The sequence below is a fragment of the Ruegeria sp. BC8 genome (genome assembly GCF_056535705.1).
This window is the reverse complement of record NZ_JBQFIV010000002.1, coordinates 64,279-86,598: the sequence shown is the minus strand read 5'-3', so window position 1 is coordinate 86,598 and position 22,320 is coordinate 64,279. Positions and strand designations below refer to the sequence as shown.

Annotated in this window: 17 protein-coding genes; 10 read left to right on the top strand and 7 right to left on the bottom strand. The window is 56.2% G+C overall.

The features are described 5' to 3' along the window. Positions 1 to 17: 17 nt before the first annotated feature. The 6 genes from ACR3EK_RS17660 to ACR3EK_RS17635 form a co-directional block, all read right to left on the bottom strand. Positions 18 to 713 carry a PIG-L deacetylase family protein gene (locus tag ACR3EK_RS17660; protein WP_170366108.1) on the bottom strand — a complete coding sequence of 232 codons (696 nt, stop codon included), beginning with the start codon at positions 711 to 713 and terminating at the stop codon, positions 18 to 20. Further along, the gene (locus ACR3EK_RS17655; protein ID WP_480634098.1) at positions 710 to 1,624 is read right to left on the bottom strand and encodes a methionyl-tRNA formyltransferase; all 915 of its coding nucleotides are present in this window, start codon (positions 1,622 to 1,624) and stop codon (positions 710 to 712) included. Before ACR3EK_RS17655 ends, ACR3EK_RS17660 begins: the two co-directional genes overlap by 4 nt. Continuing rightward, on the bottom strand, positions 1,621 to 2,247 hold the full coding sequence (locus tag ACR3EK_RS17650) for a sugar transferase (RefSeq protein WP_480634097.1): 627 nt from the start codon (positions 2,245 to 2,247) through the stop codon (positions 1,621 to 1,623). The genes ACR3EK_RS17655 and ACR3EK_RS17650 overlap by 4 nt, the downstream gene beginning before the upstream one ends. 717 nt (positions 2,248 to 2,964) lie before the next feature. Then, positions 2,965 to 4,221, bottom strand: coding sequence for a polysaccharide pyruvyl transferase family protein (locus ACR3EK_RS17645; protein WP_480634070.1), 1,257 nt, complete (start codon positions 4,219 to 4,221; stop codon positions 2,965 to 2,967). A 261-nt stretch (positions 4,222 to 4,482) separates the two neighbouring features. Further along, entirely contained in the window at positions 4,483 to 5,334 is an 852-nt protein-coding gene (locus ACR3EK_RS17640) for a sulfotransferase family protein (protein ID WP_170422123.1), read from the bottom strand. 438 nt (positions 5,335 to 5,772) lie between these two features. After that, positions 5,773 to 6,948 (bottom strand): DegT/DnrJ/EryC1/StrS family aminotransferase, encoded by a 1,176-nt coding sequence (locus ACR3EK_RS17635; protein WP_480634072.1) that lies wholly within the window; start codon positions 6,946 to 6,948, stop codon positions 5,773 to 5,775. 773 nt (positions 6,949 to 7,721) lie between these two features. Between ACR3EK_RS17635 and ACR3EK_RS17630 the strand changes: the two genes are divergently transcribed. The 8 genes from ACR3EK_RS17630 to ACR3EK_RS17595 all read left to right on the top strand — a co-directional run bounded on the left by ACR3EK_RS17630 (position 7,722) and on the right by ACR3EK_RS17595 (position 18,496). Further along, positions 7,722 to 8,891, top strand: a complete 1,170-nt coding sequence (locus tag ACR3EK_RS17630; RefSeq protein ID WP_480634096.1) for a Wzz/FepE/Etk N-terminal domain-containing protein — start codon at positions 7,722 to 7,724, stop codon at positions 8,889 to 8,891. Further along, on the top strand, positions 8,819 to 9,673 hold the full coding sequence (locus tag ACR3EK_RS17625) for an AAA family ATPase (RefSeq protein WP_480634095.1): 855 nt from the start codon (positions 8,819 to 8,821) through the stop codon (positions 9,671 to 9,673). The genes ACR3EK_RS17630 and ACR3EK_RS17625 overlap by 73 nt, the downstream gene beginning before the upstream one ends. After that, positions 9,670 to 11,106 carry a pectate lyase family protein gene (locus tag ACR3EK_RS17620; RefSeq protein ID WP_480634094.1) on the top strand — a complete coding sequence of 479 codons (1,437 nt, stop codon included), beginning with the start codon at positions 9,670 to 9,672 and terminating at the stop codon, positions 11,104 to 11,106. Before ACR3EK_RS17625 ends, ACR3EK_RS17620 begins: the two co-directional genes overlap by 4 nt. A 383-nt stretch (positions 11,107 to 11,489) precedes the next feature. Then, positions 11,490 to 13,652, top strand: coding sequence for a polysaccharide biosynthesis protein (locus tag ACR3EK_RS17615; protein ID WP_260066601.1), 2,163 nt, complete (start codon positions 11,490 to 11,492; stop codon positions 13,650 to 13,652). An 83-nt stretch (positions 13,653 to 13,735) separates the two neighbouring features. After that, positions 13,736 to 14,914: a glycosyltransferase gene (locus ACR3EK_RS17610; protein WP_480634093.1), complete on the top strand. Its 1,179-nt coding sequence runs from the start codon at positions 13,736 to 13,738 to the stop codon at positions 14,912 to 14,914. After that, a complete protein-coding gene (locus ACR3EK_RS17605) occupies positions 14,872 to 16,089 on the top strand; it encodes a glycosyltransferase family 4 protein (RefSeq protein WP_170442398.1) in 1,218 nt (405 codons plus the stop codon). The genes ACR3EK_RS17610 and ACR3EK_RS17605 overlap by 43 nt, the downstream gene beginning before the upstream one ends. Before the next feature lie 11 nt (positions 16,090 to 16,100). Then, the gene (locus ACR3EK_RS17600) at positions 16,101 to 17,432 is read left to right on the top strand and encodes a lipopolysaccharide biosynthesis protein (RefSeq protein ID WP_170442393.1); all 1,332 of its coding nucleotides are present in this window, start codon (positions 16,101 to 16,103) and stop codon (positions 17,430 to 17,432) included. Then, on the top strand, positions 17,429 to 18,496 hold the full coding sequence (locus ACR3EK_RS17595) for an O-antigen ligase family protein (RefSeq protein ID WP_480634092.1): 1,068 nt from the start codon (positions 17,429 to 17,431) through the stop codon (positions 18,494 to 18,496). The genes ACR3EK_RS17600 and ACR3EK_RS17595 overlap by 4 nt, the downstream gene beginning before the upstream one ends. A gap of 157 nt (positions 18,497 to 18,653) precedes the next feature. Here the strand turns inward: ACR3EK_RS17595 and ACR3EK_RS17590 are convergent, their stop codons facing one another. Continuing rightward, the gene (locus ACR3EK_RS17590; protein WP_480634082.1) at positions 18,654 to 19,550 is read right to left on the bottom strand and encodes a sulfotransferase; all 897 of its coding nucleotides are present in this window, start codon (positions 19,548 to 19,550) and stop codon (positions 18,654 to 18,656) included. Positions 19,551 to 19,686: 136 nt separating this feature from the next. Between ACR3EK_RS17590 and ACR3EK_RS17585 the strand changes: the two genes are divergently transcribed. Together ACR3EK_RS17585 and ACR3EK_RS17580 are read left to right on the top strand one after the other, a co-directional pair. After that, on the top strand, positions 19,687 to 20,904 hold the full coding sequence (locus ACR3EK_RS17585; RefSeq protein ID WP_480634083.1) for a polysaccharide biosynthesis/export family protein: 1,218 nt from the start codon (positions 19,687 to 19,689) through the stop codon (positions 20,902 to 20,904). 35 nt (positions 20,905 to 20,939) lie between these two features. After that, complete coding sequence (locus tag ACR3EK_RS17580; protein ID WP_480634084.1) at positions 20,940 to 22,142, top strand: glycosyltransferase family 4 protein; 1,203 nt, start codon at positions 20,940 to 20,942, stop codon at positions 22,140 to 22,142. Positions 22,143 to 22,320: the final 178 nt, after the last annotated feature.

Here is a 22,320-nt window from a genome sequence, read left to right as displayed (position 1 = left end):
GCATTTCGCACCTCCTGTCAAATCACCGATCGGACCAGAACAAAGCCTTCAGCCGCCGACCGGTGCACCGTCGCGCCGCGCAGGGTGGCCAGTGCGCGCAAGCTGTCGACCGATCGTTCGTGCGGGGCCTGTTTGACCTGGCTTTCGAACTTGCCGAACGCCTCCAGCTTCCGCTCGATCGTGTCCGAGATGTCGACAAACACGTTTGGCACGAAGGCCGGGGTCAGATAGGGGGCGTTCCAATTTGTTTCGGAAAGGGTTTCGTAGGCCAGAATATTGGCTGGATAGTCATGTTGATGCGGGCGGCTTGCCACCAGCGTGGACAAAAAACTCAGCTGGTGATCCATATGGATGTCGCCCGGATGCGGAGCCAGGATCAGGCTGGGGGCGATGTCGCGGACCAGCTTTCCCAGCGCACCGTTCAGGTCCGAATGGGCATGTTCCGACAACTCCGCCGCGTCGAAGTCCATCCAATGTGTCTCGGTGACGCCCAGCAGATCATGCGCATTGCGTGCCTCGCGCCGTGTGGTTGCGACCTGTTCATCGGTAAACTTCGGGGGTTTGCCACGGGTGACGACAACCACATGCACTTCGCGCCCAGCATCGGCCATGCGGGCCATCGTGCCGCCGGCGCCCAGAACCTCATCATCGGGATGCGGGGCGACGATCAGCGCGGGGCCGGCGTGGCCAGTGGTCAGGTCGGAAGCGATCATGGATGTGTCCTCAGTTTCGCGTGAAGGGCAGGGGGTGTGTCGGCCCCTGACCATTCAGTTATGTCCAGACAGCGCCCGTCGCCGCAGGCCACCGTAAAGCCGCCGTTGCCGATGGCCTGGATCTGGCCGGGCAAGCCGATGAAGTAGCCCTCCGGCTCTGTATACCTGACCCCTGTCAGAACCAGTTTCGCGCCATCGGGGCCATAGGTGTAGGCGCCGGGGTAGGGCGGACCCGAAGCACGGATCAGGCGGTGGATGTCCGCAGCAGGATTGGTCCAGTCTATTAGGCCGTCCTCGGGGCGGCGGCGGGCGCACCGGCTGGCTCCGTCGGTGCGTTGCGGTTCGGCCGGGATGTCGCCATTGTAAATCTGGTTCAGCAAAGGCGGCAGCAGTCCTGAGACGGCACGCAAAGCTCGATTGTACAATTCGCGTGCGGTGACGGTTTCGGGATCCACCGCATAGATGGCCTGAGCGGCAATAGGGCCGTCATCGGTATCTTCGCCCAACCAGAAAAGCGAGGACCCGACGTTTCGTTCCTGCAACAGGATCGTCCAGGGGATGACACCGCGCCCCCGCAGGCGGGGCAGGGCCGACGGGTGAAATCCGATGCAGCCAATCCGCGCCAACGCCCGGAACTCGGGGCCGCAGATCTGTGACCAACCAAGCACCAGGATCAGGTCGGGTTTGACCTTGGCAATCTGTTCGAGAGTTGCGGGATCGTTGGTTTTCTCGATATGCAGAACCGGGACACCATACTTCTCGGCCGCCGGTGACAGGTCGACGAAATCCGAATGCCGCGCGGACAGGCGTGGCGACAGGGTTACCAGAAGGGCCGGCACATGCCCGGCACCGCACATCGACATCAGGGCTGCAAGCGTGGTCTCGACGGCGCCGACAAGTACGATATTCACGCGTTCATCTCCTGCATGTACTGGGCCAGCGGGCCATTCGAGTCCATCCATTTCCGGGCCGCCTCGACCCGGTCGTCGCGGCGGGGTTCGTTGTGCAGGGCCGCTCCGACTGTTTCGCCCAGAATCTGCAGGTCCAGCGCCAGTGACCGATGCGCCACGTACCATAGATCAAGGCTCAGCTTTTCACTGTTGCTGAGGTTGGTGTTGCCGCTGACCTGCGCCCACCCGGTCAGCCCCGGCCGAACGGAACATCGGTATTGTCCGGCGGGTCCGAAATCTTCGATCGTCTCAGGCAGCAAGGGGCGAGGCCCAACCAGAGCCATTTTGTTCTGCAGGATCAGGACGATTTGCGGGATCTCGTCGAGGCGCAGGCGTCGGATCATTGCGGTGGCGCGCGTCTGGCGATCCGCATCGGGGTGCAACGATCCATCCGCCGCGCGCGTCTCTTTCATGCTGCGTAGTTTGTAGAGCCGGAAATTGCGACCCTGTCGTCCGGCTCGGATTTGCGAAAACATCAATGGACGGCCGATGGACAAAAGCACCACGACGCACGCAATGACAAAGAAGGGAAGCGCGAGCAGGCCCAGAAGCAGGCAGATCAGGATTTCAAGCAACCGGTTCACAAATCAAATCCAACTCGCAACACGCGGGGTCCCGCGACACACAAAAAATCAACCAATACAAAGGGACGCGACACGCCACCCGAGCAACCGCGACTGAAATACCGACAACCCGGGTCGACAAGCGGCGATGCAGCAAGATTGGTCGAAACGGATTCTGTTTGCAAGCCGTCGATGCCGTCGCGGGATGCAGGGGCTGAGAATGCAGGGCTGACTAGACGCTGACGCTGATTTGCCCTCCGTGTTGCGTCAACGATTCGAGCCAAAGTCTGAAACTGTTTCTGACTTGGATGCTCGGGTTCTAGCACGGAGCTTTTCCCGACTGCGGTTGGGAACTTCAGTGTTGATGCTTGAACATGGTGGATTCGAGCTAGGGATTGCCATGGATAGGTAATTGGGCCGCCGTTGAAGAGAGTAAACAGTTGGGCGAGCGGTTCGCATTGGCCGAACGAAGAGCGGCTGTGGAACCGTGCTTGTGGTGCAGTGATTTTGTTCAACTCTCTGAAAAACAAAAAAACACTGCACGAGCATACCCACTTGAATAGTAATGTGAGACCCGCTTTCGCACTCCAAGCGCCTAAATTGATGGCGCAGTGGCGCAGGTCTCCTTTTTCGCGGAGGCAAAGAGGTGCAACGGCCCACGATATCCGATACACTTGTTCGCCGCTGGCTGTGTGTCGTTTTTGTGTGAGTGCCGGCTATTTGCCGGGTGTCCTTCTGCTAGGTGGCTGTTGAGTTTTGGGGGGCGATTTCGTTTGCAGCTTCGGCGACAACGGAAGATTCTTGCAGGCTTTTCAAGCGATCTTTTATGGTGCGTGACTCGTTTTCGTGGTTCGCCGCCATTTTGTCGATTTGTTCGATGATACGATCGACGCCTGGGTTTCTTATGTCAAACACGTAGTCTTGCTGTTGGAAGTGCTCGGCCAGGTCTATGTATTTATTGGCCCACCCGAGAATGATTGCGGGCACGCCGCTTCTGTATGCGAACACGACCGAATGGTAGCGTGACGCCACAACGTATTTGAACCTGCTGATAATGTTTATGAGTTCCGGGCTCGAATACTCACCGGCAATCACGCCCACGTTGTCTTTGTTTCTGGTCTTTCCAAGAACTGTTTCAACAAGGTGCGTATCGGCAGTGGAGGTGGTTAGAATGTAAACTTTTTCTCCATTGTCCACCAGTTTGTCGAGCAGCTTTGCGTACAGATTGAAGACTGCTTCGGGATCACCAATTCTGAAGATGTTCTCATTTATTATGAACCCGACAGATCCTTTGGTTGGGTAATTTGTCTCGTCCTCCTGGTAGGATGGGTAGATATCGCTTGCTTTTGGAAAGAATTTTTCTCGAACAACCATGTCCGTTGATAGTTCAACGTTGTCCAGGCCCAGGGATTTCAGGCAGCCAAACCCCTCTTTCTCGCGGGCATATATTTTCGTGGCATAGGTCAGTTCGTCTTTCATCTCTTTGAGGAAAGCCCCGTTGTCGTCATCGTCCCAATCAAAGGGGCCGAAACTCTGAGGCATCAGGACGATTTTCGTGTTGTACCGTTTGGCGTATCTTATCGTGTCCAGCAGCAACCCGCCGCCTTTCTTTGACCAGCCTGAGCCAAGTGTATACCCGCTCGCATCGAACACAGCATCCGCTTCCCGCAGCGCTTTTTCCATTTCCGGGATCTTGCCCTTCCACTTGTCGGTTTTCTTCATCATGCCGACGAAAGAGGTCAAAAGTGGTTCCAGCAGCGGAACCTTGTTCAGCCGGTATTTGAAAACCAGCCGAGTGTAGTCGTCGTAGGGTAGCAACTTGAAAGTGTATTCTTCGGAGGGGTCGTATTTGTTGGAAAAGCCGACCACCTCGCAATCCTTGTAAATCGACTTCAACCCATAATAAAGCGTGAGAAACATCGCCTGAGAGCCTTTGTTTCTCATCTGAATACCAGTTATTATAAACTTCTTCATATCAATCAGCGGATACAGCATGTATCCGCCTTTCTCCTTTCTTTTTATTTGGCAAAAAATGCCAGTTTTTCCCGATCTCGGTTGGTATGTTTCGAAAATCTGCACCCATTTGAGCGAAAGCGATGATTGTTTGAACCATTCAGGCCACTACCGCGGTTCAGGTACCGCGGAAACGGAAAAGCTCCTCAATCGATCATGATGTTCCCGCGCGCTGGTTTGGTCTCCTCTCAGTCAATGTGTGCTTCATGTGGGTACGCGTTCCGCTTCAGTCTCCGAGCGACATCAGGCTGTCATTCCCCCCGGCTCGTCCATCGACCCATACCAATGGCTGAGTGACTGACCGCTAATCTGCTCCAAGGCCTCGATAGACGGGCCGTAATAGTCGTTAAGCCGTTTTCTTAGATCGTCCGTGAGCGGCGGGTACTGGGTTTCGCTTGCAATCCACCCGCGTGCCGTTTCAAAGGTTGCGGTCCCTCTTAGGGGGCGGACTATCGGCTTCATCCACCCAAGGCGCTTTTTCCAATGCGCTGGCACATTGGGAGCGGATTTGTCCTTTGTCTTGCTCCATCCTTCCGGCGCCAGGGGGTGCGGTGGCAAATCAAGATGGGTGCGAACCTGCGACATCTGCCCCTCTGGGTCGTCTAACACGCCTTCGAAGAACAGGATGAGAAGCTTCTCGCGTCCGAACAGGTCGATGTAGGTTTGCAGATGTGACGCAAAATGACCGGAGATCAGCAATTTGTTGCCGCCGCCCTGCGAAGGGTCGAGATAGGACTCGATGTCTGGTCCGACCTCACCGCGCTGGAACAACATACAGTAGTTGGAGTAGGCCCGCTCGACGGGGTTGCGCAATTGTGCAATCAGCTTCACATGAGGCATGCGGTCGTGAATATGGGCTGCTGCATCGGGCGCATACAGGTAGGAATTGGACTTTTCGCCAACGGTCTGGCCCACCCCCGCATCTTTGAACTGAGAAAGGTACCATTCGTCACCTCGGCTGTAATTCCGAGAGAAGTAGTGAAGTTCCGGGTCTGGCATGTAGACTTCCGGATCAGATTGCAGCTGTTTTTGAAGCCAGGTGCTCGCCGACTTCCCTGCACCTATGATGATGAAATTTATGTCTTTGAAATGCATTGGCTAAGGGCGTCTCCGGTTGATGCGCTTGAAAATGGACAGTAAACGCCGATTGTAGCGCATAATTGGGATACGGATTTGCGAGTTGTAAGAACTGCTAATCCGCAATCATGGCGGCTATATTCATGAGTCAAGTATAGCGCCGGAATTGAGGCAAACTTAAGCCGCTGGGCAAACAGTGTCGAAGCCTCCAGCGTACTGTTCGTGATGTGGAAACGTGGTCTTTTGGACGTACTGCGGGACCGTGTTCTCGCGCGGCACGGCCCAGAGCAAGAAAGGCCTCGGTCACGATACAGAAAATGATTGTCCTTGCGGATGGCTTGGAGTGTTCCTCGATGGAATTGGCGGTCACGTCGACGATTGCGCGCTTCAATGGTGAATTCCATTTGCATTGCATCCATCACCGGCCCAGGACCCTCCCGCTTGATTGAACCAAATTCAGTGCTTTCCAGAGGCCTCGAGAATTGGGAGGGCGGCTTGAACGAGCGCTCTGATCTCATTTTCGGACCAGGTCGGGTCGACCAGGAAGGCCAGGCTCGTTTCGCCGAGATCGCGGGCGACAGGCAGCCGAGCTTTCGGTCTGATCGACTCGGGAAACACGGCCTCAAGGTAGATTTCCGGGCAGCTTCCAGAAAAAACCGGGAATCCTGCCGCCTGGATCTCAGTCATGATCCGATCGCGGCTCCAGCCTTCAGCCAGTTTTTCTGGTCGAACGTAAGTATAGAAGCGGTACCAGGCATGGGTTAGATTTGGGGCTGGCATCGGCGTACGAAGGACCGGGCAGTCTGAGAATGCTTGCGCGAGAATATGCGCGTTGCGTGCCCGGACCGACTGCCACTCAGGCAGACGACGAAGCTGAATCCGGCCAAGCGCGGCAGATATTCCGGTCATCCGCAGGTTGGTGCCGAGATGCGTGTGCAGCCAGCGGAACCCCGGTGGATGATCCGTAGCGAAGACTCTGTCATAGTCTTTTCCATGGTCCTTGTAGCTCCAGGCGAATTTCCAAAGCTCGGTATTGTTGGTTACGAGGAGACCGCCCTCTCCACCCGTGGTAAGGATCTTGTCCTGGCAAAACGAGAAGGAACCAAAATCGCCGTATGTGCCTACGGGGCGGCCGTTGATCAAAGCGCCGTGGGCTTGGGCGCAATCTTCGATGACCCACAACTTGTGCTCTGCAGCCAGTTCCATGATTCCAGGCATGTCGCATGGCCATCCGCCCAAATGGACGGGAATGATGCCTTTTGTCCTGGGGGTTATGCAGGCCCGAATTGTTTCGGGGGTGAGGTTTCCGCTGTCTGGGTCGATATCAGCAAAGACGGGTATCGCGCCAAACAGCAGAACGCAGGACGCCGAAGCTACAAAGCTGCGTGGCGTTACGATGACCTCATCGCCAGGGGCCAGTTTGAGCGCGGCAAGAGCCGTGTTGATTGAGACGCTGCCATTCGCGAACGCTACGGCGTGCTTCACATTCAAAGCTTCGGCATATTCATCTTCGAAAGACCTTACATCTGCCCCGGTCCATGCATTGACCTTTCCGGATCGGAGCAGTTCTGCGACGGCTTCAATTTGAATTTCATCGAAATGCGGCCAGCTTTGTGAGGATGGGGTAGACAATGTGCACTCCGTCAAATGGCGTGGCGATGAGAGCGAAAGCCTCACAGGCGGTTTTGCGAACTGCGGCGCCCCATACCCGTCACCCGTGCGTCAGGGATTATGGACTGAATGCTGCTTGAACTAAAAAAGGGTCTGGCGCGTCCGGTTGGCTTGATTATGCGGCGGATTTTCGATGAAGCAAGCGCTGTGTGTCGATTCATCCGTGCCGCGCGATGGATTTTATCAACGGGCGCGGGCCGGCGAAGGGTTTGTCGCCTTTGCGGATTGGAAAAGGCTGCGAGGTTTTGGCCAGCCACTCACATTTTCGCCTTCGACAACCGGCAAAAGGCGGGGTGTCGAACGCCCATGCGTTCATGAGCCGTGCAGAGGTCCATGAAAAGCTGGAGGATTGACGTTGGCCCGGCAACGAGAAGCGACGCCGTGGCGCAATCGGAGACACCATGTCGATTGCTGTGCATTGTCCTGATGGCGTCACCAGCTTCTCACCGGGACAGGGTAGCAAAAACCCAACTTCCAGTGGTCCAGGTTTGGGGGCAGCGTACAACCTGAAGCCTCTCTTCGTGAACGAGTAGCCCGTCGGGCGGCGGTCTACCAACTCACTCTTTCTGAAATGCACGGCGGTATGCTAGATGTCCTGCAGATGTTTCTGCAGTCAAGGTGGGCGGTCATTTTTTGCTGAGAGCTATTTCTTGGCCGGAAAACACTTCATCATCCGCTCTTACATACACGAGTATCCACGCGATCAGGGTATCCAGATTTCGAAGAGGTGTTTTTTGAACGTATCTCCCCAGAGCGACATATCGAAGTCGGAACCCACTTCGCGTGTGGGTCTGCAGGATCTGTGGCATCTTTTTAAACACAATTTTGTCCTGATCTTTTGTTTTGTTGCGGTAGGCATGGCGCTCACTGCAGCCGTCGTTTTTTCCATCAGTGAGCGTTACGTGGCGACCTCGGTAATCGTGCTGGAGACAGGCAATACCGCCTTTGACACGGTCAGCTCCCGCCTGCGCGTCATCGATCCAAGTGTGGCCCAAACCGAGGTCGAGGTGCTGCGGTCGCGCCAGTTCGCCGAATCAATTGCGGAACGCATGGAGCTTTTTGACGATCCTGACTTTGCGCCCAGCTTGGGGGATAATGACTTCTTTTTGTCGCGACTGTTTCGCTTTCTTCAACCCGGGGGAAGCGGCAGCACCATCAATGCCACAACCTCTGGTGAGGCGGTGGTAACGACCGAGCCAAGCGACCCGGCAGAACCGCTCGACGAAAGTGATCTGGAAGCCCTGAGTGAGGCAGACCGCATTGCGCAGTACGAAGCCCTGCAGCGCGAAGCCGTTATCGACAAGCTCCTTGGTATCTATTCGATCAATTACCCAGGCCATGGCTTGGCGATTCGAATAGAGTCCACATACGAAGACCCTGTATTTGCTGCGCGGGTCAGCAATGTTGTCGCAAGGACTTATATCGAGGAAGGGCTCCGCCGACAGCGGTTGGGTATCGACAGCGCTATCAACTTTCTGCGCAAGCGGTCTGTGACCGCCATCGAAAACCTTACAACACGGCAAGCTGAACTTGCTGCTTTGATTCGGTTGAATGCGCTCGATGACAGCAACCGCACCGAAGCGATGCTGGCTGAACTCGAAAGCCTGCGCGCAATTGCCGATCTAGAAGAACAGGGCGAGGGTTCGGATCTTGCGCGGCAGATACAGCAGCGGACTGATGCGCTTCGCCAACGCACCCGGGCTGAATTGGAGCGCGCGCAATTAGAACTCGCATTGCAGATCGATCAGCAGCGCTATCAATCGATCTTCGAGCGCTTGAACGATTATGAGGCGCAACGAGATCGCTCACACCCACGGCACGCCAGATCACCGTGGCGCAGCCTCCTCGAAAGCCCTCCGAGCCGCAACGTGTCGCAACACTGGCCGTCGCGTTTGTGGTCTTAAGCTTCTTTGCCTTTATTTATGTTCTGTTCCGCGAACAGATGAACGCGCAAATCTGGACGGTGGACAGTGCCGAGGAGGCAAGTGGTTTGCCCGTTTTGGCGCAGATACCCCGGTTGCCGCGTTCGGGGGCTGGCGCGCGTGGTCACTTGATCGAGCACCTTTCTGCGGCTCCCTACTCGGCGTTCGGGCAGGCAGCGCGGTCACTTGCTACGTCAGCACTGGCCAGGACGGATACGGATAAAGGCGCTGCCCTGATGGTTCTCAGCGCCCTGCCCAACGAGGGCAAGTCCACCGTTTCCGTTGCCCTTAGCGCCTGTGCTGCCCACGACGGTCTGCGGGTAATTCTGATTGATCTGGATGTCCAGCAACAGAGTGCCAGCGCACTGCTTGGTGTGCCGAATTCCGATCTTGCCCTGCAGGATGCTTTCGACAGTTTCGAAACGTTCAGGAGGGGCATAAGCACCTGCAGTCAATACCCTCAGCTTGACGTGATCAACTTTGGACCAACCTCGCATTTCGGTCTCAAGTTGCGGGCTGATCGAAGCGAGGAAACCCGAATTGAGAACTACCTGCGCAAAACCTATGATCTCATAGTGATCGACACACCGTCGTATCTGGCTACAGAGAACGCCAATCGATTTGCAGAGTTTGCCGATGTTGCCGTTGTTGTTGCTCGTGCGGGGCAAACAAGAGAGCGGGCACTGCGTGCAGCAACTCATGCCATGCGCAGCAAAATGATTCCGCTGGTTGGTGTCGCACTCAACGCCGTAGGCAAGCGATGAGCGATGGGATCACGCCGCGGCTCGGCACCCACGTCACAGTCGCAAACAGTATAAGGGTGAGCGTCGCGATGTACCTAAGACTCCTAACCTGCCTCTTGGCAGTCGGGTTTGCCGGAATTGCCTCCTCCGAACCGATTGCCTTCCCCGGTGCCATTGGCTTTGGTGCCGGGGCAACCGGTTGGCGTGGGGGTGAAGTTATTGCCGTTACCACGCTTGAGGATAAAGGAGAGGGCAGTTTACGTGCGTGTGTAGAGCTTGATGTACCTCGCGTTTGTGTCTTTCAAGTCAGTGGCACAATCGAGCTCGACAGTGAGCTTAGGGTGGGGTCGAATGTTTATGTTGCCGGGCAGACAGCGCCCGGGGATGGAATTCAGCTGAAGTTGCGCGACAGCATCCGATCACCGCTCGTGATCAAGGGCGCGCATGACGTAGTCATCCGTTTTCTCAAAGTGCGCCCGGGTCCGAGCATTGAGGATAGCCCGGCGGTTGATGGGATCACCATCGAGAACGCAGAGCGGATCTACATTGATCATGTCTCGGTAATGTTTGCGACGGATGAGAACATTAATGTTCATGTGAGCAGCAGCACTGCGGCTGACATCACCATTGCAAACAGTATTTTCGCTTATGGGCTGGAAAAAGCGACCCATCCCAAGGGGGCGCACTCGAAAGGCGCATTGATCTGCTCACACGAAGGTTCGGGTAATGCCTGTGGGCGGATTACGCTGACGCGGAACCTATTTGCCCACAATCGGGATCGAAATCCTGATCTCAAGGCGACGGATATTGGTCCGATCGAGGTTATCAACAACGTCTTCTACAATGCTGGGAGCCAGTTCGGCGAGTTTTACAACAACCTCGGAACTACACGCGTGAACTATGTCGGCAACGTTGTTCTGGCAGGCCCGAGTACGCGCAAGGATCGACGCTTTGCTGTTGAGGCGTTCCTGATGGACCCCCAAAACCTGATTGAGATCTTTGCCAAGGACAATATCGCAATGGATTGCAAAACCGCGATACCGTTTGAGGTTCTAGATCCAGTTGCCAAGGATCATCAGGTTGCCACACCAGCCGACCCAATCGCTTCACCTGTCTTCTCGGTAAGTGAAACCATGACCTATGTTCTGGACAGAGCAGGAGATCAGATACCCGGCACGCGCGAAGCCGATGATCTCGACGCGCGGGTGCTCAATCATGTGCGCAATTGTGACGGGCGAATTGTAGACGATCCATTGGCCGACTTGGGCGGATGGCCGGAGATTTCAGCCGACCGGGAGCCTGCAGGCAGCGATGGCAGTGGCCTGGCTGATGCGCGGGACGGGCTCCGCCCTTCGTTTGATCTCTATGATCCTCAAGATGCCTGGGCAAAGCTTCCGGGAGCCGAAACATCCAATCTCGAACACTACCTCGCAAGGCTCGCTGGCGACGCCTAGCTGCAGCAAATGGCTCGATCATAATTTCGCCGTAGTTTTGTGGCCGAATCGGGCGTCCGGCATGCCGTCCCCAATCCGTCGTTTTTTCATGGATTCTCCACGGTGGCTCAACAGTTCGGCTATGGCTGCTGCCCGCATTTGCCTAATTTTTAAGCAAGTGTGGGGTGAAGTAAAAACTGAGTACCGGAAAAGTAGAAGCTCCACATAACATGCGGCCTTAAGTTGTGCTTTTGGAAGGTTAAGGGATTTGGTGTGCTCACGCGCATGAAATCGATTTGAGAAAAATCTACTTAACGTTAAGCTACCTACAAGTTTTTTTAGTATGCGCCAAAACTGGCTCCATTTTGGCGTTCTGTTGTTTGTTGTTTTGGGGGTAATTTGTTGTGAAGTTCATTATTGGGCATAGAAATACACCTGCCTCTCAATTCCGCACTTTTGGTTCAGGGGTCCGGGAATTCCTTTTGAGTGTCGCCGGTGAGTTGAAGTCTCACAAGCGTCTGTTTTTCAGCGATATTTTTCTGGTCGCCGCTGCGCTTTCCGCGTCCTACATTCTGCGTAGCGGGCTCCCACTTGATGCGACCCACAGCGAAAGCATCACGGGTCTCGTGCTGACAGGTGTTCTGACGGCAGCCGTCATTTTTCCCCTTTTGGGAATGTATCGGCGCCATCCGGAGACAACGTCTATCCGTGACGCAGTGATCGTGACAACGGCAACGACATTGGTGCTGTTGGCAATAGGCATCCTCCGGTCGCTTGGGTTGGCAGCAGTGAACGTCCCGCCCGAAGTTATGGTCATTGCTCTATTTGTAGCGCTTCCGTTTCTGTGCGGGACGCGCTTGGTCCGGCGGATCAACCAAAACCTGTTGGGAACGCTTCTTGGCGGAGGCAATCATTTGCAGGCGGCAACAGCGGAGCCGGTATTGCTTGTTGGGACCGGGACCGCCTGCGATCTGTTTTTGCGGGCCGTACGTAATATGCCCAATCCGCCTTACCAGCCGATCGGCATCGTTGACGGTGTCGAGAACACAAGAGGTTTGGTTTTTCACGATGTCCCGATCGTTGGTTCGGTTCTGGACGTCGAAGCGGTCAAAGACTGGTTCGCGACGCGCGCGCTGCCCCGCCACATCGTGCTGACAGAAGCCCCCGCACAGTTCAACGAGGACGAAGTGAGGAAGCTTGTGTCATGGGCCGAAAGCCAGGGCATCGGTGTACGTCGCTTGCCAGGGATCTGCGACTTGCACGGGCTCAACGAATCTCGCCCGCTGAGTATTGAAGAAGTCCAGCCGAACGATCTGCTTCAGCGCCCGGCCCACGTCGTTGATCGCAAGCGTCTGGCCCGGCTGGTCACTGGCCGTCGGATCGTCGTGACTGGCGCCGGCGGCAGTATCGGCGGAGAACTTGTGCGTCAGATTGCAGCCAACCATCCCGAGAGCTTGTTGCTCATCGATAACTGCGAGTTCAATCTATATTCGATCGGCCAGGATCTGGACCGTCATTTCTCGTCGGTGGTCAAGAACTGTGAAATTTGCGACGTACGCGACCGTACGCGGGTTGAGAATCTGTTCATGACCTATCGTCCGGATATCGTCTTCCACGCTGCGGCGCTCAAGCATGTGCCCATTGTCGAGGCCAATCCTGGCGAAGGTGTGCTGACCAATGCGATCGGAACGCGCAATGTCGCGGATGCAGCCCGCCACGCAGGAGCTGCCGCAATGGTGCAGATCTCGACCGACAAGGCAGTCAATGCAACGTCGGTTATGGGAGCGACCAAGAGGGTTGCAGAGTTCTATTGTGGCGCGTTGGATCGGGAGGCGGAGCGCGAGGGAAAAGGCACACGCTTTATGACTGTGCGCTTTGGCAATGTGCTCGGTTCCTCAGGATCGCTTATTCCCCTTCTGAAAGAGCAGATCGCCAGCGGCGGACCTCTCACCGTAACCGACCCCAGAATGGAGCGGTTCTTCATGACGATCCGCGAAGCGGTGGAGCTCACTCTTATGGCGTCAGCTCATGGGATCGAGCAAAAAACATCGCGTGGTGCAATCTTTGTTCTCGATATGGGTGAGCCGGTCCGGATCATCGACATAGCCGAGCGGATGATCCGCCTGTCGGGCTTGGAGCCAGGCAAAGACATCGGGATCAAGATCATTGGTATGCGACCAGGCGAGAAGTTGTTCGAAGAACTCTTCGACAAGCTCGAAACCCGCGCACCAAGTGGTCTGGAGGGTGTGATGGTTGCAACTTCGGCAGAGGTTTCGCTGGCCGACGCCAAGGTGTGGATGAGCCGGCTAGAGGCCTTTGCGCGTCTGGGTGACTCGTCAATGATCATTGACACACTCCGCCAGATCGTTCCCCGTTACCGCGCCAATGAGGGCAAAGACGCTGAGCGGATTGCTGCATCGGTGGTGTTCGGGGCAGGAGAAGCAGAGCCAGGCGCAGTCAATACACCCGGAGAACCGACCGAAGGCGCGCGCGTCAATCTCACCAGCATGCTGAAGCCACAGAGCGGCAGATTGCTGGCATTCCCAAGCGCCCTGGAAAAACAGTGACGCACAGATTGGTCCCGGACTTTGGAAGCACTTAAAACCAGCGGATGGGGTTCCAACGATACAAGCAGTCCAAAGGAAGCGACATGAAGGTTCTCCATTGCATCACGAGCACCGGTTTCGGGGGCGCCCAGATCATGCTTCTGAGGTATCTCCGCGCCCTTGGGCAGCGCGCGTATGACCACTCTGTTTTGTCGCTGATGCCTCAGGGCGCAATTGGCCAGGAAATCGCGTCCCTTGGTGTACCGATCCATGACTTGGGGCTGCAACAGGGCAGGTATTCCGTAAGGGCGTTGAAGACTCTCAGGCAGCATGTCCGGCACACCCGACCGGACCTGATTCATGGGTGGATGTATCACGGAAATCTTGCGGCACGTCTGGCAACCATCGCGTCCACGGCCGCGCCACCTGTACTTTGGGCTGTCCACCACTCGCTGCAGGATATCCACAATGAACGCCGTTCAAGCCGTTTCTTCATACGTAGCGGTGCAGCGCTTTCCGGTGGCGTTTCCGGAATATCGTATTGTGCGCAAGTCTCAGCAGCACAGCACGAGGCGATAGGCTTTGCTTCCGATCGATCGATTGTCATCCCAAATGCGATCGACACCGACGAATTCCGCCCCGATGCTGAGGCACGGGCGCGGCTGGGGGTCATTGCAGGTATTCCCGACGGCCGGATCATCATCGGCAATGTGGGTCGCGACCACCCAATGAAAGACCAGGCCCGGATGGTCGCTGCCATCGCTCGATTGCTTGAGCTGGGTTACGACGTTCAGGGTGTTCTGATCGGGACTGGACAAGACGTGGGCAGCGCGCGTCGCGCCTCTCACGAGCTCGGAATCTCGGATCGCATCAGCACGCTGAGTGAACGGAGCGACATTGCAAAGCTTGTCAGCGGGTTTGATATTTTTCTTCTGCCATCCGCATGGGGTGAGGCTTTTCCACTTGCGGTGTGCGAAGCCATGGCTTGTGGTGTGCCATCCGTCGTCACAGATGTGGGTGATACCGGTTTGATCGTCGGTGAAACGGGTGCGGTCATTCCCCTCAGACACCGAGGCCCAAGCCAATGCGTTGGCCAAAATGGTGGACCTCGGCCCATCTGGCCGCCAGGCTATGGGAGCGCTGCGCGAGACCGGATTTGCCAAAACTTTTCGATGTCTCGCTACATTGATGCCCATGATCAATGGTATCATGAGGCGATCTCTCAAGGGCAGAGAGGCGCATGGAGCCTGAACATGGCATCGAAAACAGGAATTTCGAAATGACGGGCAAGGTAGCGCCAAAGCGGATCGCCCTGGTCAGCAGTTACGCACCAAGCCTGACACGGTTCCGTTTCGATCTGATCCGCGCCCTGATTGCCGAAGGGCACCATGTTACCGCTTTCGCACCCGAAAACGACCGCGCTGTGGCCGACACGCTTGCCGATATTGGATGCGACTTTGAGGTGTTGCCAATGGCGCGGACGGGGACCAATCCTCTGGCGGATGCTGTGCTTTTGATGCGTATGGTACGTGCATTCCAGCGTCTGCGCCCCGACGTCGTGATCTCTTACACCATGAAGCCTGTCATCTATGGCGGTATCGCTGCGCGACTCGCAGGGGTGCCGGAACGCCATGCCCTGATGACCGGCCTCGGCTATGTCTTTGCCGATCCGGATCCACGTGGCAAACGGCGTATACTGCGGGACGTTTCCGTGCGGCTCTATCGCGCCGGATTGCGCGGTGTGGGGCGCGCTTTTGTCTATAACGGCGCGGATGAGGACGACATACGCCGGTTTGCCATGCTGGATGACAATTCCAAACTCATCCGGGTTGCAGGCACGGGCGTCAACCTTGAGCGTTTTGCACACAGGGCATTCCCCGAAGGTGCTCCGAAGTTTCTTGTCATTGCACGCCTTCTTGCTGACAAGGGTGTTCGCGAATTCGTTGCCGCTGCAAAACGCCTCAAGCCTGAATATCCGGACGCGGAGTTTCGAATTCTTGGCCCGCTCGATCCCAACCCCAAAGGCATAAAACCGGATGAAATCGAGAAATGGACTGAAGACGGCATCGTGACATACTTGGGTGAGACGGATGACGTCCGCCCCTATCTGTCAGATGCATCGGTCTTTGTGCTGCCGTCCTACTATCGAGAGGGCATCCCTCGCTCGATACTCGAGGCGATGGCAACAGGGCGCCCGGTTATTACCACTACGCTACCGGGTTGCGGAGATACCGTGGAGGACGGTGTGTCTGGTTTTCTGGTTGCTCCTCGCGACGCCAATGCCTTGGCGGATGTGATGAGAAAGTTTCTTGATGACACAGATCTTGCACTGCAGATGGGGAAAGAGGCGCGCGCCCGCGCGGAGGCGGTATTTGATATTCACAAAGTCAATTCTCACCTGTTGACTGAAATGAATCTTGGCGCTGCCCGCCATCCGTCCTCGACACGGGCGGCTTGAGTGAGGGCTCCATGTCGAATGCTTTCCGGCGCCTTATCCATTTCGACGAACTCGTACCCCGGATTCTAAGAAACGTCGGGTATTTGGTATCCGGAACCACGGCGGTTTCACTTATTGGAATCGTGACGCTGGTGCTGACGGCCCGTGCGCTTGGTCCAGCCGGTCTTGGAATTCTGGCCCTCGTCGAAGCTTATGTGCGAACGATCGACATGCTCTTTCGCCTTCAGCCGACGCAGGTGCTGATAAAATACGGCTCCGAGGCCTTGGAAAAGGACGACAAGGGCCGATTTGAGCGTTTGATCAAACTATCCATACTCATCGACCTTGCTGGCGGCGTGCTGGCAGGCCTCATCGCAATCTCCGTAGGGTGGCTGGCTGCGCCTGTGTTTGGGCTCGGCCCCGACGGTTTCGACTATATCCTGGTTGTTGCACTTGCTCTATTTGTCTCGTTCCGTCCCACTGGGGTTGCGCTGTTACGGCTATTCGATCGGTTCGGATTGCTTGCCGTCTCGGAATGCTGCTTGGCCGTCATGCGGCTTGCGATTGCGGCAGTGGCATTGGCGTTCGACTTGGGGATATGGGCTTTCATAGTCATGCTGCTGCTACACAGCTTGGCCGATGGTATTGTGGCCTTTGCCTTGGCAATACGGGAGCTTTTGCGGCGCGGATATGATGGCGTTTGGAGGGCCTCGGCACGCACGGCATGTACGGAGAACACCCGTATCTTTCGTTTCCTTTGGAATTCGAACATCTACCAAATCCTTCGCAACGCAACCCAGCGCTTCGATGTGCTGGCGCTCGGTGTTATGGTCAGCCCCGCTATCGTCGGTCAGTATCAGGTCGCAAAGCGATCAGGGCGAGCCGTGTTGCGTCTGGCCCGGACATTGACGCAGGTGCTGTTTCCCGAACTGGCGAAGCTCTGGATACAAGGTGAACGCTCGCGTTTCCGCAGGATGGTCCGCTATGTTACCCTTATGATCTTTGTTTCCAGTTCGGCGGTTGCGATCCCGTTGGCCTTTGCCGTGCCAAGCCTTGTGGATGCATTTTTTGGTGAGGATTTCACCGGCGCGATTCCAATGATCTGGGTTCTGGGGGGGGCAATTGTGTTGAATGTGACCGGATTGGCGTTCAATGCCGCGCTGCTGAGCATGGGTCGGGACCGAGAGCTGTTGCATGTCACAATCCTCAGTACCGCCCTCTTTGCTGTCGCCTTTGTGCCTGCAGTCAGTCTTTGGGGTGGGGTCGGTGCGATGTTGTGCCAAGTGCTGTTCAGCGCTGTATGGTTCTTGGGATGCTTGTGGCATCTGGAGATGCGCCCCTTGCCAGAAAAGTCCGCGGTGTGACCGTCACAGATTTGATACCCGCCAACAGTCATGCCCCCGACCGGCAGACGCAGGCCAGACGGCTGGAACTGTATCTGGCGGGCGCTACGGTCGCGCTGTCACCGATGAACTATTTCCGTCTTGAAATGGCCTATTTTACAGCCAGTGATTTTTTTGGCTTTCTGACGGTGATAGTTATGCTGCTGAACCGCAGCGTGCCGTTGCGATTTTTTGGGCCGGCAACATCGCTCTGGCTCTTCTCGCTCATGCTGTTTCTCGGAGGGTTGCTGCTCGGTTCGATCGTGCAGGGCGATCCAGTCGACGGGCTCATTGCCTTTGTTCAATATTTCTACTCGCTGGTTCTCATTCCCATAATCATTTCGTGCCGACGTCTGGAAGAGACATTTCTGCTGATGCGAGTTCTGATCTACTCCGTCTCAGCAATCATGTTGTTTGGTATCTACTTGATTGTTTTTGTGCCCGACGCCAATCCAATGCTGGTTTCGGGCAGCGGGCGTCTCCGCTCGCTTCTGGAGCGTGAAAACGCAGCGGGCGCCATGGCGGCAATCGCGATCACGTTTAGCGTCTATCTGCGGATAGTGGGAATATTCGGTCTCGTGCATTTTGTGGCCATTATGGCTATTTTGGTCTACGGGCTGATGCTTACCGGATCAAATACCGGGTTTGGCGCGGCAACTTTGGGGACAGGCATGATACTTTTGCTTGCGGGAGGCGTTCGAACCATCGTCGCGGCTGCACTCCTTGCGGCGATTTTTTCCGCGACCGTCCTGCAGTTTGGCGATTTGTTCCTGCCCGAGGTTTTTCAGAGGCGTGTATTCGGTGCCTTGTCATCGGTAGATATCGAGCAGGCGGGAACCTTTATGGACCGTTTCGCACTGATGCAGGAGGCGTTTCAGCTTTCAAATGAAACCGTGTGGCTCGGTCTTGGCGCCGACCAGTACCGGACGTTCAGTTCCTACGGCGCTCCGGTGCACAATACCTATTTGCTGGTTCTGTCGGAAGGCGGGGTCTTGTCGCTACTTGGCCTCTCCGGTTTTTCCTTTCAGCTTTGGCCTTGGGGATAGTTGCGTACAGGTCCCCCGAAAGCCGCATGTTGGGCGCTTTGACACTGGTCACAGTTATTTTGTTCGCTCTTTTGCTGAACGCTTTCGCCCATTTTTATGCCCGGTTCTGGCATGTTCCCCTGGCACTGGCGATGAGTCTCAGCCTGCCACGCGTTGCCTATTCGATGTACCGGTAGCGCCGGAGCAAAGCCCCGGCAGCCATTTCCGCCTGTTTTCTCGCCGCGTTCGACATTTCGACTTCCCAGGCGTCGTCATATCGCAGCGCAACAGGGCCTTTCATCCGCAACCGGCTGCCCGCCATCTGGTGCGCAGGCACGACTTTTGCACCCTCGGCGATCGGTTCTGCGATTGCCGATAGATCTACTCCGATCGCTGTAGCAATTCGCATCATCTCGGTCAGCGGGTCGCGCATAAGGTCTTCATATCGAACACGCACCGAGTGTTCCGCTGGAAGGCGGGTGCGCAACTTCTCTGCGACGCTGTTATACATCCGCCATCTCAGCGCAGTTCGAAGGGCAGAACGCGGCACAATCTTTTTCTGAACGCCTTTCGCGACATCGAGAGGAATTGCGCGGCCCATTGCATGCGCCACCGCGCGGGCGTCGCGCACCAAATGGATCACGCGCAGATCGACGTCCGGGTCCCGGCTCAAGGCAAGCGCACGCCCCGGCGCCTTGGACGAGTCCAGAACAACCGGCCGCCCGGTCTCGGCGCGAATTGCGGAAAACAGCGCACGTGATTGGGCAAGAAATGCGTTGAGCCTTCGGCCGCCGATCGTACGCGCAGGCGCATAAAGCGGCTCGAAAAGGCGCTGCAGTGAAAGATGGTCGTTCGGATCACAGGCTTCGGTCCATCGAGCCATAACCGGTGCCCACACATCACAATCCCTAAGCCGGCTGCCGCAGGCGCAAAACTCGTTCTCGTGCCAAACATGGCGACACATGGCTGAAATCTCGCCGGACCCGAATATCTCGGGATGCATACCCAGCATCATATCGAGCATAGTCGATCCACTGCGTCCGTAGCCGGCGATGTAGATAATCCTAGATTGCATGAAGGTCTCCAGCGGACGGCAAACGGTGTCTGTAAATTAACCCTGTTTCGCGGTCGACGCAGACCCCTTTTTGGGATAGCCTCTTCAATTATAACCTTTTTGTTTGGTTTGATAGTAAAATAGTAGCAGGGTGGTTATGCTGTTTCGTCTGATGATCCTCGCTTTGATTTTTTTCATGCCCGCTTCTGCGATGGCAGAACCTTATTCTTTTGTTTCGGGGGATACTTTGCTGGTGCGGGCGGGACGTTGGGACCACTCCACCCAGAACTTCAGTTTTTGGGACGGGGTCAGCGGCGAATACCGCATTTCATCCAGCGGTGAGATACAGATACCACTGGCCGGAACCATTATGGCCAGCGGCAAGACGGCAGACGACCTGTCCACGGCGATTTCGCTTCAGATTCAGCGCCGGATTGGTTTGACGTCGCCGCCGGAAGTTGCAATCGAGATCGCAGGACACCCTCCGATCTATGTTGGTGGGTTTGTCACAAACCCGGGGGCTTATCCATTTCGTCTTGGGATGACTGTTCAGCAAGCGGTGGCGCAGTCGGGAGGAGTTGGCTCGAGTGATGGTACTGAAGAAAACACCGAAAGAGAGCTGATCCGCCTGAGCGGCCAAATGCGCATACTGACGAACGAGATCGCCGCCCTCGAAGCCGAGGAGGCGCGGTTGGTGGCAGAGGTTGCTGCAATCGAGATACGGGCGGCAGACGGTACTCCAACTGTCAACGGCGAAGGTATTGATGGGATTGAGCGAGAGCTTTTCATCGCCCGACAAAGGTCTTTCGACACTCGAGAAGCCAATATCCAGGAACTGCAGGAAGTTGTGGCCGAGCAAGTGCTCCGTCTTGACGCCCAGCTTGAACTGCGCCAGCAACAAGTCGCACTTGCCCGTGAAGAAGCCGAAGTGATGGGCGAACTGAAAGATCGCGGTCTCGCCGCGCGCACGCGAGAAACGGCGGTTCTTTCTGACTTGGCCGGTATGGAAGTCCAATTGAGTGCTTTGGAAGTCGCACGGCTAAATGCCCAACAGCAGCTCAACTTGGCGCGCCGCGATGAGATCACGCTCTTCGACGAGGCGCGCCTCAGCCGTCTCGCTGCACTGCGAGATGTTAGAAACGACCTGACCAATCGTCGGGCGGAATTGGAGACCGCCAAAAAACTCTATGCCGAAGCGACTGTGCGGGGCACCGCTGGTGTCGAGTCAGACGAGGCAGTCAAAGTCGTCTACGTTATCTCACGAGAGGTAAACGGCGCGTTTGAACGTATCCAAGCCGACCCCACGACACGTCTGGCACCGCGCGACACACTTGAAATCACCGTCGAGGTCTTGCCACCTTCCGCAGGCAACTGAATGTTCCCCCAAGAGTATTTCGTGAGGTCGTTTCCTTGAGCCGTTTGCGCATTCTGCTCCCGTTTGTAGGGGGCAAAACTATCGGCGGCAGCCATATCTCAGCCCTCAAGCTGGTGACTGGGCTGGACCGAAACCGTTTCAAGCCAACTGTTTTGTTACACGACCTCGATGGGTCAGGTCCGGGACCACTGGGAGACTATATCCATTCGCAGGGCCTTGAATACCGGACACTGGCGGATGTTGCGATCATTGCCCCGTCGCACAGCAAGACCGAAAGGTCTATATCGGTAGGAACCTATCTTACCCGAACGTTGCCCACGTTGCGCCGCTTTCTCAAGGAGGGAGCCTATGACATCGTCCACACAAACGACGGGCGGATGCATGTTAATTGGGCTGCCCCAGCACGCCTCGCCGGGTGCCGCTTGCTCTGGCATCATCGCGAGGATCCGAAAGGCTTTGGGGTCAACACAATTGCACCCTTTCTTGCAAACCGGATCGTGACCGTCTCAAATTTTGCGCGCCCGGCACACCCTCTCTTGCCAGTCAGACGCCGCACCCATGTCGTCTACAGCCCGTTTGAATTCGAAGAACAGCCTGACCGTGTGGCGGCCCGTGCCGCGCTGCTTAAAGAAATCAAAGCAGGAGAGAACGCGTTGCTCCTGGGCTTTTTCGGATCTCTGGTCCCGCGCAAGCAACCAATTGCTTTCGTGGAAGCAGTGGCAGAAACGATAAAGGCTCTGCCTGGCCGCGAGGTTCATGGTCTATTTTTTGGTGAGGCGATTTTGCCCCACGCGCCGCTGGACCGCGAAGCTCTGGCATTGGCCGAGCGTCTCGGGATCGGCAAAAATATTCACCTGATGGGTTTCAGACGACCGATCAACGGACCGATGGCGGCAATGGATGCCACAGTTGTGACGGCTCTAAACGAACCTTTTGGTCGAACATTGATCGAAGCGATGCATTTGGGCGTTCCGGTGATTGCCACCCGGCACGGCGGCAACATCGAAGCCATTCAGGACGGCAAGACAGGCCGGCTTGTGCCGGTAGGGGACCCAAGAGCCATTGCAGATGCAATCATGCATCTTGAAAGCGACCCGGAAAACCGCGCAGCCATTGTCGCGGAAGCCCGCGCGAACCTCATCAGTCGCTACGGCACAGAACGCCACATTGAACAGCTCAGCCAAATATATGACGACCTCGCGCCAGCAAGCCGAATACGATTTCCTGCTGTCACCTGAACCTACACGGAATGCATGACGCTCATGCCGGAACATATCGCTTATCACATAACAGCCCCGACCATGTTACAGTTGCGGGCATTTGTTGAGATGTGCCTTCCCGGCAAAGACTCTGGTGAACTGTGGCCGCCGAGCGCCGACGTATTTGAGAGCCCTCCTGTTTTTGGTGAAATCACAA

What these genes read in the sequence shown, in the direction of transcription:
- ACR3EK_RS17660 (WP_170366108.1), bottom strand. Translation starts at nt 713, where the DNA reads ATGATCGCTTCCGACCTGACCACTGGCCACGCCGGCCCCGCGCTGATC.
- ACR3EK_RS17645 (WP_480634070.1), bottom strand. Translation starts at nt 4,221, where the DNA reads ATGCTGTATCCGCTGATTGATATGAAGAAGTTTATAATAACTGGTATT.
- ACR3EK_RS17640 (WP_170422123.1), bottom strand. Translation starts at nt 5,334, where the DNA reads ATGCATTTCAAAGACATAAATTTCATCATCATAGGTGCAGGGAAGTCG.
- ACR3EK_RS17620 (WP_480634094.1), top strand. Translation starts at nt 9,670, where the DNA reads ATGAGCGATGGGATCACGCCGCGGCTCGGCACCCACGTCACAGTCGCA.
- ACR3EK_RS17610 (WP_480634093.1), top strand. Translation starts at nt 13,736, where the DNA reads ATGAAGGTTCTCCATTGCATCACGAGCACCGGTTTCGGGGGCGCCCAG.
- ACR3EK_RS17605 (WP_170442398.1), top strand. Translation starts at nt 14,872, where the DNA reads ATGGAGCCTGAACATGGCATCGAAAACAGGAATTTCGAAATGACGGGC.
- ACR3EK_RS17600 (WP_170442393.1), top strand. Translation starts at nt 16,101, where the DNA reads ATGTCGAATGCTTTCCGGCGCCTTATCCATTTCGACGAACTCGTACCC.
- ACR3EK_RS17590 (WP_480634082.1), bottom strand. Translation starts at nt 19,550, where the DNA reads ATGCAATCTAGGATTATCTACATCGCCGGCTACGGACGCAGTGGATCG.
- ACR3EK_RS17585 (WP_480634083.1), top strand. Translation starts at nt 19,687, where the DNA reads ATGCTGTTTCGTCTGATGATCCTCGCTTTGATTTTTTTCATGCCCGCT.